This window comes from Bacillus sp. FSL M7-0558 (assembly GCF_038003245.1).
In the GTDB taxonomy this organism is placed as follows: domain Bacteria; phylum Bacillota; class Bacilli; order Bacillales; family Bacillaceae; genus Bacillus; species Bacillus pumilus.
Window position 1 is genome coordinate 179523 of the sequence record NZ_JBBOOU010000001.1, and the last position, 13081, is coordinate 192603.

A 13081-nucleotide genomic window follows, 5' to 3' on the forward strand; every position below is an offset into this window, starting at 1 on the left:
GCTTATTTTTCCTCAAATTCAACAGCCATATCATCATGAAAACCAAATAAGTATGTGAAAATAAATCCAGCGACATATGCAATAAAGAGTCCGATTAAGTAAAGAAGCATTTGATGTGCGTGAACAATAAAGGTTAATGGGAGACCTGATACACCAATCGCCTTCGTTGCAATTTGGAAGTAGGCTTGAAATGCTCCGCCGATTCCAGCGCCAAGACAAGCGGTGAGAAATGGTCGTCCTAGTGGGAGTGTGACACCGAAAATGAGTGGTTCACCAATGCCGAGCATCCCTGAAGGAAGTCCACCGGCGATAGCTCTTTTGAGTTTTTTCTTTTTTGTTTTCATATAAATGGCGAATGCGGCACCTACCTGTCCTGCACCGCCCATAGCGAGAATCGGCAAAAGCGGGTCATCTCCTATGGAATTGATGAGTTCCATATGAATCGGTGTCAGTCCTTGGTGAAGTCCTGTTACAACAAGTGGAAGGAAGGTCGCACCAAGAATAAATCCAGCGAAGATTCCGCCCATATTTAATAGATAAGTTAATCCTGAGGTAATGGCATCAGATATAAATCCGCCGACTGGCATGAAGACAACGTACGTAAAAATGCCTGTAATGAGTAGTGTGATGGTTGGTGTGACGATGATATCAAGTGATTGCGGGACGAAGCGTCTGATTCTTGTTTCCACAAGCGCCATAAAGATGGCAGCTAGAAGAACACCGATGAGACCGCCTCTGCCTGGTAGAATATTTGTGCCAAATAGCATAATATCTGCGGAGGCTGGATTAATAATGAGGATACCAGCTAATGCGCCTAATGCAGGAGAGCCCCCAAACTCCTTTGCGGCATTTGTTCCGACTAATATACCGAGATATGCGAACAAGCCTGAACCAATAACGGTTAAAATGATCGCTGCTTGAGACTTTCCATCAAGCCAGCCCGCTTGCACGATTGCTTTTGTAATCCCTGTAATAAGACCTGATGCAACGAGTGCTGGAATGATAGGAATAAAAATGCTGGCAATTCGTCGTAAGAACAGCTTGAACGGTGTGCGGTTCTTTTGTGAAATGGCTTGCTTGTTTTTTTGTGCTTCGTTGTTTAAATCATAGGAGCCAGAGGCATTTAGCAGTTGTTCAAATGCACTTGATACTTGGTTGACAACACCAGTACCTAAGATAATTTGCAGCGTTTCTGCCTCGACGACTCCAATGACGCCATCGAGTTCTTTGATTGCATTGATCTGAACTTGTTCATTGTCAATCGGTGTAATTCGGAGACGCGTCATACAATGTGTATGGGAAGAAATGTTTTCAGAACCACCACAGAGAGAAAGAATGTCTTTCGCCAACTGCTGATATTTCGTTTGATGACTCATGTTGAATCCCCCTTTGTTTTTCGTTTCATGGAGCGGATGGCATGTCTTGTTTTGTCAATATATTGCGCTGTCTCTTCATATTGACGGGAAGCTAAGCTGAGGAACAAGACATCAATTAAGTAGAGCTGTGCCATTCTAGAGGAAGTCGCTGCACTGCGAAAAGGTGCTTCATTGGAACCGGACGTCGATAGGTGAACGTCACATAAGGCAGAAACGCTTGTTTGACCTGGATGCGTCAAGGCAATGGTTTTGACTTGATTGTCTTTTGCGAGCTGAAGTGCTTGAATGATGTCTAACGTTTCTCCTGAAAAGGATATACCGAACACGATGTCATTCTTTCCTGCATTTGCGATAACTGTTGATGCGATGTGCATGTCAGTGAAGGCAGTCGCTGCATAATTGATTCTGAGAAATTTCTGCTGGGCATCCGCTGCGACGATGCCAGATGCACCGACGCCGATAAAATGGATTTGGTTTGCATGCAGCAGTAATTGAACAGCCTTTTCTAACGCATCTGCATTTAAAATAGAAGCAGTATCCTTAATCGATTGAATGGAGTTTCCTGCTGTTTTTTGAATAATGGACTGAATTGGTTCATCTTGTTCGATATCACGGTAGCCTTGTTTATCGTTATGCATCAAGTCTCCAGCGATTCGCATTTTTAAATCGTGATAGCCATCTAGACCGAGAGATTTACAAAGGCGGATGACTGCAGAGCTGCTTGCACCGGCTGCCTGACTGATCTCATGTACTGTGCTTTTAATGACTTTGTCAGGATGGGCAAGGATATAGTCTGCAATGATTTTTTCAGATTGGGGGAGCTTTGCTTTCATTGTGTGTAGTAGGGTGAGTCCACCTGCTGACATGAGCTCTGCCTCCTTTAGGATTGATGGTGTGAGATGGCTTTGTCGATATGACCATTCGTTTTGTTGAGCAAATCCTTGGCTGTTTTCTTATCTGTGTTTGTTTGGAGCATGACGATGGCAGTTTTGACTTCTAAGTCTGCCGCTTCAAGCGTTTTCACGGCTTGTTCGTAGGGAGCGTTTGTCACATGTTGAATGATGGTGATGGCGCGTTCTTTTAATTTATGATTGCTGACTTTTACATCAACCATCAGGTTTTCATATACTTTTCCTTGTCTGATCATGACAGAGGTGGAAAGCATATTTAAAATCATTTTATGAGCGGATGCGGCTTTCATTCGTGTTGACCCGGTGATGGCTTCAGGTCCTACAATGACTTCAATGGCGCAGTCTGCCAGTTCGCTAATTTTTGCTTGTTCATTACAGCTGAGGGCTACTGTTTTTGCGCCGATGGATTTAGCGTAGTTTAAAGCGCCGATGATGTAGGGTGTCCTACCGCTGGCGGCGATACCGACGACTGTATCTTTTGATGTCAGGCGAATGTGTACTAAATCCTGTTTGCCGGCTTCTTCACTGTCTTCCACATCTTCGGCAGCATGTGAAAAAGCAGAGTCTCCGCCTGCCATGATGCCGACAATCACATCAGGTGAGACGCTATAGGTAGGGGGACATTCGACAGCATCCATCACGCCTAGTCTGCCGCTTGTCCCGGCTCCTAAATAAACGAGTCTGCCCCCATTTGAGATGGATTCATAGGCGAAGTCACTTGCTGTTTTGATATGTGGTAGGACACGGTTGACTGCTTGAGCGACCTTCATATCTTCTTCATTAATCATTTGGAGCATTTCGAGTGGATCTGCTTGTGATATTCCCATTGTGTTAGGATTTCTTGATTCTGTTGTCAAAGAACGCAATTGAGATGGCTGCATGCGACATTCCTCCTTATTTCTTCATTTTCAGTATATTCAGTATGATATGAAATTTCAACATTATATTTAAATACTGAAATTATATTTCAGTGAAAAAGTGGTGCTAATCAAAGGTAAATAGTTAGAAAATAAAAAAAATAAAAATCCCCTTTACAAAAGGGGGACAACCTGTATATAATAACTTTTGTCAGCTTCACGGAAACAGTCAAACTTGACAAATTGGCCCGTTGGTCAAGCGGTTAAGACACCGCCCTTTCACGGCGGTAACACGGGTTCGAATCCCGTACGGGTCACCATTGATGTGGAGGATTAGCTCAGCTGGGAGAGCATCTGCCTTACAAGCAGAGGGTCGGCGGTTCGAGCCCGTCATCCTCCACCATATGCCGGTGTAGCTCAACTGGTAGAGCAACTGACTTGTAATCAGTAGGTTGGGGGTTCAAGTCCTCTTGCCGGCACTGTTTTTTCTTTATCAATTTCATATGTGGAGGGGTAGCGAAGTGGCTAAACGCGGCGGACTGTAAATCCGCTCCCTCCGGGTTCGGCGGTTCGAATCCGCCCCCCTCCACCATTCTTGGGCTATAGCCAAGCGGTAAGGCAACGGACTTTGACTCCGTCATGCGTTGGTTCGAATCCAGCTAGCCCAGTTAAGACACCTTTTTCAAAAAGGTGTCTTTTTTTATGTTGGCAGGCGGAATGTATAACTATTCAAAATATTGTTGAGTTGAGTCAGAAGGCACCGAGAAAGTAAAATATAAGCATGAACGGAAAGGGGATGTACATATGGGAGATCAAAAGAAGGTCACGCTTGTCGGGGTTCCGATGGATTTGGGTCAAATGAGAAGGGGCGTCGATATGGGACCAAGTGCGATTCGGTGTGCAGGCGTAAAAGAAAAATTGGAATCGCTTTCATTTGATGTGGAGGATCTCGGGGATATCCCGGTTGAACAAAGAGATGATGAAAAAGGTTTATATACAAGTGAAAAGCTAAAGAATTTAACGGAGAATGCTGGTGCGAATCAGCTGCTGGCTGAGAAGGTTGACAGTATTGTGCAATCAGGCTCATTCCCGCTCATTTTAGGCGGTGATCACAGCATTGCCATTGGCACACTTGCGGGGGTATCGAAGCACTATGAAAACTTAGGTGTCATTTGGTATGATGCACACGGTGATTTAAATACAGAGGAAACCTCTCCTTCTGGAAATATACATGGTATGCCGCTTGCAGTCAGTCTTGGCCTTGGCCATGCGGATTTAACGAATATTGGCGGCTATTCTCCAAAATTGAAGCCTGAGAATGTTGTTTTAATTGGTGCTCGATCCTTAGATGAAGGAGAGCGGGCGTTGATTAGAGATAAAGGCATTAAAGTGTATACGATGCATGAAATAGATCGTTTAGGGATGACAAGGGTGATGGAGGAAGCGATTGCATATTTAAAGGAAAGAACAGATGGTGTCCACCTGTCTCTTGATTTAGATGGATTAGATCCAGCCGAGTGTCCTGGTGTAGGAACTCCTGTGGCAGGCGGCATTAGCTACCGGGAGAGTCATCTTGCTATGGAGCTTTTAGAAGAAGCCGGTATTTTGACTTCAGCTGAATTTGTTGAGGTGAACCCGGTTTTGGATGAAAAAAATAAAACAGCCGAAGCAGCTGTTGCATTAATTGGATCGTTAATGGGCGAAAAGCTATTGTAGAGCGGGATTTGTTCCCGTTCTTTTTTATTTTCGGAAAATTTAAGGATATATTAAGGTTTTTACCAGTGGATATGCGTAACACGTTGTCAAAAATTTGTTACACTATTTTTTAGAGGAGAATGAAACCTTTTGGAAAGAGGTTCGTATACATAAAGACCGGTGAAGGCAGAGGTTGAATATACTATGGACACAATGATTAAAAAGAGAATTAAGCAAGTGAAAAAAGGCGACCAGAACGCATTTGCAGACATCGTAGACCTGTATAAAGACAAAATTTATCAGCTGTGCTACCGTATGCTTGGGAATGCACACGAAGCAGAGGATATTGCACAGGAGGCGTTTATTCGTGCCTATGTGAATATTGAAAGCTTTGATGTGAATCGTAAGTTTTCTACGTGGCTGTACCGCATTGCAACCAACCTGACCATCGATCGTATTCGCAAAAAAAAGCCGGATTATTATTTAGATGCAGAGGTGGCAGGAACAGAAGGATTGAATATGTATTCTCAAATTGCTGCTGATGGCATTTTGCCAGAGGAAGAGGTGGTGTCTCTTGAATTATCGAGTACCATTCAGCAAAAAATTCTAAGATTACCCGATAAATATCGTTCGGTCATCGTATTAAAGTATATTGATGAACTCTCGTTAAAAGAAATTAGTGAGATTCTAAATATACCTGTTGGTACGGTGAAAACGAGAATACACAGGGGTAGAGAGGCTCTTCGGAAACAGTTGAGAGACCTTTGAGTGAGGTGATTTTGATGAGCTGTCAGGAAAAAATCGTCCTGCTTATGCATCAGTATTTAGACGGGGACATTGAGCCCCAAGACGAAAAAGAATTAAAGAGCCATCTGCAATCGTGTGAGGAGTGCCGTACTCATTTTCAACAAATTGAGAAATCCATCGCGCTTGTGCAGAGTACATCTCATATAGAAGCACCGACTGATTTCACTGCAAAGGTGATGGCAGGTCTTCCAAAGGAAAAAAAGCGTGTGTCGGTTCAAAGATGGATCAAAGCTCATCCGCTGATGGTGGCCGCTGCCCTCTTTCTCATTTTGATGGGAGGCAGTCTGTTTACAAGCTGGAATACGGATCATAATTTCAGTGTGTCGAAGCAGCCGAATCTCGTCGTTGTAAATGATACAGTGACCGTACCTAAAGGGGAAACCGTAAAAGGTGATGTCACTGTCAAAAATGGCAAGTTGATTGTAGAAGGCAAGGTTGATGGAAATGTCACCGTCGTCAATGGGGAACAGCTGACTGCTTCTGCCGGACAAGTCACTGGTCAAATTAATGAAATTAATGAAGTGTTTGATTGGATTTGGTACAAAATGAAATCTACAGCACAAAATGTGATGCGGGTCATTGGACCAGAGGAGCAAAAGTAATTATACGGGTCGAGAGCAGTCTCTTTAGGAGCTGCTCTTTTTCTATATTATAGGTCAGAATGTATGCGAGCTAGCAGGCCAGCCATATATGGCAACTGTTTTCCTTGCTGAAACAAAATGTGATATAATAGCCACGCTATGTATTTACACATAGGCTCTTTTTTTATCAAAAATGCATCAAACGAAGAATAACTGAAAATTCTGGAGGACGAGGAAATGGCTTTAGGGGATATTCCTATTTTGCAGTACCTCGGTAATGCTGTTGATATTCTCGTTGTTTGGTATGTGATATATAAATTAATGATGGTCATCCGCGGAACAAAAGCGGTTCAGCTTTTAAAGGGAATTGTGGTCATTGTTCTCGTCAGGATGGGAAGTGCGTATCTCGGTCTTAACACACTTCAATGGCTGATGGATCAAGCGATTACGTGGGGATTCCTTGCGATCATTATTATTTTTCAGCCAGAGCTAAGGAGAGCGCTTGAGCAGCTTGGGCGCGGCCGTTTCTTCTCAAGAAGCGGGACACCTGTAGAGGAACAGCAGCAGAAAACGATCGAGGCAATTACAAAAGCAATTAACTATATGGCAAAACGCAGAATTGGCGCGCTGCTGACAATTGAGCGTGATACTGGGATGAATGATTACATAGAGACTGGAATTCCTTTGAATGCAAAGGTGAGTTCAGAGCTGCTCATTAATATTTTCATTCCAAATACACCGCTTCATGACGGTGCTGTCATTATGAAGCGTGATGAGATTGCAGCTGCCGCTTGTTATTTACCGCTGTCAGAAAGTCCTTTTATCTCTAAGGAACTAGGGACGCGTCACCGGGCGGCAGTCGGAATTAGCGAAGTGACAGACAGCTTGACCGTCATCGTTTCTGAGGAGACAGGCGGCATTTCTGTCGCGAGAAATGGTGATCTCCACCGAGAATTGACAGAAGAAGCGCTTGAAGAAATGCTGATTGCTGAATTTAGTAAGAACAGCAAAGATGCTTCCTCGACCAAATGGTATTGGAGGGGCAAGAAAAATGGATAAGATTTTGAATAATCGCTGGGCCGTAAAGCTTTTTGCATTGGTCTTCGCTTTATTGCTGTATGGTGCAGTCAATTCAGCGCAAGCGCCCACGCCGAAAAAAATCGGTGAATCCTTTTTCCCAACATCGACGACAGATGAAGCGACCTTAACCGATATTCCTGTTAAAGCGTATTATGATGACGAGAAGTACGTCGTCACTGGTGTGCCGCAAACAGTCAATGTGACGATTAAAGGGTCAACGAGTGCTGTGAAAACAGCAAGACAAACAAAGAACTTTGAAATATATGCAGATATGCAGAATTTATCCACAGGTACTCATAAAGTGGAGCTGAAGGCAAGAGATGTATCAAAGGGACTCACGCTATCGATCAACCCATCTGTGACGACGGTGACGATACAAGAAAAAACAACAGCAGAATTTCCTGTTGAAACCGAATTTTATAATCAAAATAAAATCAAAGACGGCTATTCACCTGAACAGCCTATTGTGAATCCGAAAAAAGTCACAGTTACAGGTTCAAAAGACGTGATCGACAAAATTTCTGTCATTAAAGCATTTGTGAACCTAGAGGATGTCGATCAGCAAATTGAAAAGGAAGCGAAGCTCACTGTGTATGATAGCAGCGGGAATGAGCTGCCAGTCGAATTGAGTCCGTCTGTTGTGAATATTACAGTTCCCATCTCAAGTCCAAGCAAAAAGGTTCCGTTTAAAATAGAGCGGACTGGCAGTTTGCCGGATGGGATCAGTATCTCAAGTATTGAGACAAGCCCGAGTGAGGTCACAGTGTACGGCTCTCAAAAAGTGCTGGATTCGCTTGATTTTATTGATGGCGTCAAGCTGGACCTAAGCAAGATCAAAGATGATACGGAGATTGATGCCGATATTCCCCTGCCAGATGGTGTGAAAAAGGTATCACCCGAAACGGTAAAGATCAAAGTGAAGGTTGCTACAGCTCAAGAAAAAAAGATCGATAATGTACCAATTTCTGTCGTAGGTCTGAGCAAGGATCTCACCTCTGATTTTGTGAGCCCATCTTCTGGACGGCTTACGTTAACAGCAAAGGGATCAAAGAGTGCGATTGATAAACTAAAGGCTTCAGATGTTGAAGCCTATATCAATGTCGGGGACTTGAACGAAGGAACACATGAGGTCACAATTCAAGTGAACGGTCCTCAAAATGTGACGTGGACATTATCGAGATCAAAGGTCAAAGTGAAATTGACTTCTACTGAGACAGAAGATCAGCCAGCGTCTACAAATGATCAGAAGAAGCCATCTTCTGATGACGATGATCAGGAAGAGAAAAGCAAAGAAGAATCCACGCAAGATAAAGCAAAGAAAGAATCAAGTCAAAGACAGCGGATCAAAGAAGATAAAAAAGAGGACGAAGCGTCCTCTTGAATGGTAAAAAAGGAGCGATTGAAACATGGGCAAGTACTTTGGAACTGATGGTGTAAGGGGTGTGGCGAATAGCGAATTAACGCCAGAGCTCGCATTTAAAATTGGGAGATTTGGCGGCTATGTGCTCACGAAGGATAAAGAACGTCCAAAGGTACTCGTTGGGCGAGACACACGTGTATCCGGTCATATGTTAGAAGGAGCGCTCGTTGCAGGTTTACTTTCAATTGGGGCTGAAGTAATGCGTCTGGGTGTGATCTCAACACCTGGAGTGTCTTATTTAACGAAAGCAATGGACGCAGAAGCGGGTGTCATGATCTCTGCTTCTCACAACCCAGTTCAAGATAACGGAATTAAATTCTTTGGCGGTGACGGCTTTAAGCTGTCTGATGAACAGGAGAATGAAATTGAGCAGCTAATGGATCAGCCGGTCGATCAATTGCCACGCCCAGTTGGAGCGGATCTTGGAACAGTAAATGACTACTTTGAAGGCGGTCAGAAATACTTGCAATTCTTGAAGCAAACAGCAGACGAGGATTTCACAGGTATTCACGTGGCGCTTGACTGTGCACACGGTGCAACCTCTTCTCTAGCGACACATTTATTTGCGGATTTAGATGCGGATGTGTCCACAATGGGAACATCACCAAACGGATTGAATATCAATGATGGTGTAGGCTCAACTCATCCAGAGGCGCTTTCTGCTTTTATGAAGGAGAAGGGTGCAGATATTGGTCTTGCGTTTGATGGTGACGGTGACCGTCTGATTGCTGTCGATGAAAAAGGTGATATTGTAGACGGCGATCAAATTATGTACATATGTGCACGTTATTTGAAGGGCGAAGGTCGATTAAAGGATGACACGGTCGTATCCACGGTCATGAGTAACCTAGGTTTCTATAAAGCGCTCGAGAAACAAGGCATTAAGAGCATCCAAACCGCTGTTGGTGACCGCTATGTGGTTGAAGCGATGAAAAAGGATGGGTATAATGTCGGCGGTGAGCAATCAGGCCACTTGATTTTCCTTGATTACAATACGACAGGTGATGGCATGCTTTCTGCAATCATGCTTGTCAACACACTCAAAGCAACAGGAAAAACATTGTCAGAGCTTGCGGCTGAAATGGAGAAATTCCCGCAGCTTCTAGTGAATGTGAAAGTGTCTGATAAATATAAAGTAGAAGAAAATGAAAAAGTAAAAGCAGTGATTCAAGAGGTTGAAAAAGAGATGAACGGTGACGGCCGTATTCTTGTTCGTCCATCTGGAACAGAGCCGCTTGTACGTGTCATGGCAGAGGCGAAAACAAAAGAGCTATGTGATGAATATGTGACTCGAATTACGGCTGTTGTGAAGGAAGAAATGGGTATTGAGTAATAGATATCAAAGCAAATCGCTAGCAGCGGTTTGCTTTTTTTCGAATAAACGTCATAAATGGATGGTTTTGTACGAATCTTATAGGCGAGGGTAATTTCCTGTTGTCTTCATACATAGGAGAGCACATCAAAGGTAGAACGTGACAAGCCTCATCGCATATAGTGTATGGAGGTCTCACTTTCTTGAAAGGGATCACCGGCTAAATTGTGATTGACGGAGGTCAGACCTTATAGTACAATCATCCTTGTGTTACTGGATTTTTATTCTATCAGGAAAGGCAGGGTAGATGTTCAGAAACTCTCTTATAATTATAGCGCCCGAACTAAGCGATCGGACGAAAGATGCTTAGTTGACGAGGATGGAGGTTATCGAATTTTCGGCGGATGCCTCCCGGCTGATCAAAAAAGAGATCACAGCCGTAAGTGTTTCTTTAAAGCAAAGAGGTGACTCTTTGTACAAAGGGAATACACATGATCTCCCAAATTAAACATGTAGAGAGGGACGAAGAAATGTCCCTTCTATTGTAGTAGGCTTTCTTTGTCCCTTTCACATGATCGGGAGGAAGAATATTTATGTGTGGAATTGTAGGTTATATTGGTCAGAATGATGCGAAGGAAATCTTATTAAAAGGTTTAGAGAAGCTTGAGTACCGTGGGTATGACTCTGCAGGTATCGCTGTGGCAAACGAAGAAGGCGTGCATGTGTTCAAAGAAAAAGGACGTATCGCTGAGCTTCGTGAAGTTGTTGATGCAAACGTAGCATCTTCAGCTGGAATCGGACATACACGCTGGGCAACACACGGTGTACCAAGCCATCTAAATGCGCATCCGCATCAAAGTGCTTCTGGCCGTTTTACGCTTGTTCATAACGGTGTCATCGAGAACTATGTACAATTGACACGTGAATATTTACAAGACGTCACACTAAAAAGCGACACAGATACAGAGGTTGTTGTTCAAGTCATCGAACAATTTGTGAACAGAGGTCTTGATACAGAGGAAGCTTTCCGTCAAACGCTTCTTCAACTAAAAGGCTCTTACGCAATTGCCCTTTTCGATAACGAAAACAAAGAAACAATCTATGTGGCGAAAAACAAAAGCCCATTATTGGTTGGTTTCGGAGAAGATTTCAACGTTGTCGCTTCTGACGCAATGGCGATGCTTCAAGTAACAAACGAATATGCGGAATTAATGGATAAAGAAATGGTCATTGTCACAAAAGACGAGGTGATCATCAAAAACCTTGACGGTGATATCATGACACGTCCTTCTTATATCGCTGAGCTAGATGCAAGCGACATCGAGAAAGGCACATATCCTCACTACATGTTAAAAGAAACGGATGAGCAGCCGCTTGTCATGCGCAAAATCATCCAAGAATATCAAGATGAAAACGGTAAGCTGTCAGTCGCTGGCGATATCGCAAGCGCAGTAGCAGAAGCAGACCGCATTTACATTGTGGCTTGTGGAACGAGCTACCATGCAGGACTTGTCGGTAAACAATACATTGAAGACTGGGCGAAAGTACCTGTAGAAGTCCATGTAGCAAGTGAATTCTCTTACAACATGCCGCTTCTATCGAAAAAGCCGTTGTTCATCTTCCTTTCTCAATCTGGGGAGACTGCGGACAGCCGTGCTGTACTTGTTCAAGTCAAAGAGCTTGGTCATAAAGCATTAACAATCACAAACGTACCAGGATCTACGCTTTCTCGTGAAGCGGACTTCACATTGCTTCTTCATGCAGGACCAGAAATCGCAGTGGCTTCAACAAAAGCTTACACAGCTCAAATCGCTGTTCTGGCGATCCTTGCATCCGTTGCAGCTGAATTAAATGGTCAATCTCTTGACTTCGATCTTGTGAAAGAGCTTGGGATTGTGGCAAATGCAATGGAAGCCCTTGTCGATCAAAAGGATGAAATGGAACAAATCGCTCGTGACTTCTTCACAGTGACACGTAACGCATTCTTTATCGGAAGAGGACTTGATTACTATGTGTGCCTTGAAGGTTCACTCAAACTAAAAGAGATCTCTTACATCCAAGCAGAAGGATTTGCTGGTGGAGAACTCAAACATGGCACGATTGCTTTAATTGAAGAAGGCACACCGGTTATTGCCCTTGCAACGCAAGAGCACGTAAACCTCAGCATTCGCGGTAACGTCAAAGAAGTCGTTGCACGCGGCGCAAACCCATGTGTCATCTCACTAAAAGGCTTAGAAGACGAAGGCGACCGTTTCGTCCTTCCAGCTGTACACCCAGCACTTGCACCACTTGCATCTGTTGTTCCATTACAGCTAATCGCTTACTACGCAGCCCTTCACCGCGGGTGTGATGTGGATAAACCACGTAACCTTGCGAAGAGTGTGACGGTGGAGTAGGTTTAAATAAAATCGGATTTTTGATATGATTTGAAATAGAGTTGTTATGAAACATCCCTTTAGATTATATTTGTCTAGAGGGGTGCTTTTTTATATGTTCAGGAAAATCTAAAATTGAAAATTGGATTAAAGAAGGTCGAGGTTCTGGATTTGGTTCATAGATAGACGATGGTTAAACATCCAAGATGTTTCCTCATGCGGAAGATTTACTCGTTTAAAAAGGTTTAAAAAGAGAAAGCATGAATTTTATTAGGTTTAGAATCGAAACTACTTTTATTTAAGTGAACATTACGATTTTATTGTTGATATTTGAAAGCATTTTCCTTTACGACCGTTGGAAAAAACGATTGTCATTACAGAAGAGTAATTTTTTAAACATCCTAAAGATCTGAAAATGCATGAGCCGCTTCACGAGCCAGTTGTGATGACAACGGGTTTTTTATTACTGGAGATAAAGGTGAAGGCTTATTGGAGTTGACTAGAGCGACATAAGGATGCTTTTTCAAAAGGAGTGTATCGAGAAGTTTGAGAGTGAACGTGTTTTTGGGAAAGAAGGCGGATTGATTGAGGCATTGAACTGGCTAGCTAGAAATACCTAATGAGATGGCACAAGGCTTCAAATATGCAATGGGAAATAAAATAAATA

Annotated in this window: 10 protein-coding genes and 5 tRNA genes; 12 read left to right on the forward strand and 3 right to left on the reverse strand. The window is 43.3% G+C overall.

The features are described 5' to 3' along the window. Positions 1-2: 2 nt before the first annotated feature. From MHB79_RS01030 to murQ, 3 genes are read right to left on the reverse strand one after another with little or no spacing between them, the layout of a single operon-like run. Complete coding sequence (locus tag MHB79_RS01030; protein WP_050943451.1) at positions 3-1376, reverse strand: PTS transporter subunit EIIC; 1374 nt, start codon at positions 1374-1376, stop codon at positions 3-5. Next, positions 1373-2242 (reverse strand): MurR/RpiR family transcriptional regulator, encoded by an 870-nt coding sequence (locus MHB79_RS01035; RefSeq protein ID WP_050943449.1) that lies wholly within the window; start codon positions 2240-2242, stop codon positions 1373-1375. The genes MHB79_RS01030 and MHB79_RS01035 overlap by 4 nt, the downstream gene beginning before the upstream one ends. A 14-nt stretch (positions 2243-2256) precedes the next feature. Further along, positions 2257-3168: an N-acetylmuramic acid 6-phosphate etherase gene (gene murQ, locus MHB79_RS01040; protein WP_310027036.1), complete on the reverse strand. Its 912-nt coding sequence runs from the start codon at positions 3166-3168 to the stop codon at positions 2257-2259. 221 nt (positions 3169-3389) lie between these two features. Between murQ and MHB79_RS01045 the strand changes: the two genes are divergently transcribed. The 12 genes from MHB79_RS01045 to glmS all read left to right on the forward strand — a co-directional run bounded on the left by MHB79_RS01045 (position 3390) and on the right by glmS (position 12435). Then, positions 3390-3464: transfer RNA gene (locus tag MHB79_RS01045), tRNA-Glu, on the forward strand. A 7-nt stretch (positions 3465-3471) separates the two neighbouring features. Then, positions 3472-3547 (forward strand) — tRNA-Val (locus MHB79_RS01050). A gap of 3 nt (positions 3548-3550) precedes the next feature. Then, positions 3551-3623, forward strand: a tRNA-Thr gene (locus MHB79_RS01055). A gap of 28 nt (positions 3624-3651) precedes the next feature. Then, a tRNA-Tyr gene (locus MHB79_RS01060) sits at positions 3652-3736 on the forward strand. 4 nt (positions 3737-3740) lie between these two features. Further along, positions 3741-3812 (forward strand) — tRNA-Gln (locus MHB79_RS01065). A gap of 136 nt (positions 3813-3948) precedes the next feature. Next, a complete protein-coding gene (rocF, locus tag MHB79_RS01070; protein ID WP_050943445.1) occupies positions 3949-4860 on the forward strand; it encodes an arginase in 912 nt (303 codons plus the stop codon). A 183-nt stretch (positions 4861-5043) separates the two neighbouring features. Beyond that, a complete protein-coding gene (gene sigW, locus MHB79_RS01075) occupies positions 5044-5607 on the forward strand; it encodes an RNA polymerase sigma factor SigW (protein ID WP_034664426.1) in 564 nt (187 codons plus the stop codon). Positions 5608-5621: 14 nt separating this feature from the next. Then, a complete protein-coding gene (gene rsiW, locus MHB79_RS01080; protein WP_034664492.1) occupies positions 5622-6248 on the forward strand; it encodes an anti-sigma-W factor RsiW in 627 nt (208 codons plus the stop codon). A gap of 216 nt (positions 6249-6464) precedes the next feature. Then, the gene (gene cdaA, locus MHB79_RS01085) at positions 6465-7286 is read left to right on the forward strand and encodes a diadenylate cyclase CdaA (RefSeq protein ID WP_003217057.1); all 822 of its coding nucleotides are present in this window, start codon (positions 6465-6467) and stop codon (positions 7284-7286) included. Continuing rightward, positions 7279-8688, forward strand: coding sequence for a CdaR family protein (locus MHB79_RS01090; protein WP_137055135.1), 1410 nt, complete (start codon positions 7279-7281; stop codon positions 8686-8688). Before cdaA ends, MHB79_RS01090 begins: the two co-directional genes overlap by 8 nt. 25 nt (positions 8689-8713) lie before the next feature. Beyond that, the gene (glmM, locus tag MHB79_RS01095; RefSeq protein ID WP_044139154.1) at positions 8714-10060 is read left to right on the forward strand and encodes a phosphoglucosamine mutase; all 1347 of its coding nucleotides are present in this window, start codon (positions 8714-8716) and stop codon (positions 10058-10060) included. Between the two features lie 572 nt (positions 10061-10632). Then, entirely contained in the window at positions 10633-12435 is a 1803-nt protein-coding gene (gene glmS, locus MHB79_RS01100; protein ID WP_008360582.1) for a glutamine--fructose-6-phosphate transaminase (isomerizing), read from the forward strand. The last annotated feature ends 646 nt before the right edge of the window (positions 12436-13081 follow it).

Coding starts and splice junctions, on each gene's coding strand:
- rocF (WP_050943445.1), top strand. CDS start 3,949: ATGGGAGATCAAAAGAAGGTCACGCTTGTCGGGGTTCCGATGGATTTG.
- glmM (WP_044139154.1), top strand. CDS start 8,714: ATGGGCAAGTACTTTGGAACTGATGGTGTAAGGGGTGTGGCGAATAGC.
- glmS (WP_008360582.1), top strand. CDS start 10,633: ATGTGTGGAATTGTAGGTTATATTGGTCAGAATGATGCGAAGGAAATC.
- MHB79_RS01090 (WP_137055135.1), top strand. CDS start 7,279: ATGGATAAGATTTTGAATAATCGCTGGGCCGTAAAGCTTTTTGCATTG.
- cdaA (WP_003217057.1), top strand. CDS start 6,465: ATGGCTTTAGGGGATATTCCTATTTTGCAGTACCTCGGTAATGCTGTT.
- rsiW (WP_034664492.1), top strand. CDS start 5,622: ATGAGCTGTCAGGAAAAAATCGTCCTGCTTATGCATCAGTATTTAGAC.
- sigW (WP_034664426.1), top strand. CDS start 5,044: ATGGACACAATGATTAAAAAGAGAATTAAGCAAGTGAAAAAAGGCGAC.
- MHB79_RS01030 (WP_050943451.1), bottom strand. CDS start 1,376: ATGAGTCATCAAACGAAATATCAGCAGTTGGCGAAAGACATTCTTTCT.
- murQ (WP_310027036.1), bottom strand. CDS start 3,168: ATGCAGCCATCTCAATTGCGTTCTTTGACAACAGAATCAAGAAATCCT.
- MHB79_RS01035 (WP_050943449.1), bottom strand. CDS start 2,242: ATGTCAGCAGGTGGACTCACCCTACTACACACAATGAAAGCAAAGCTC.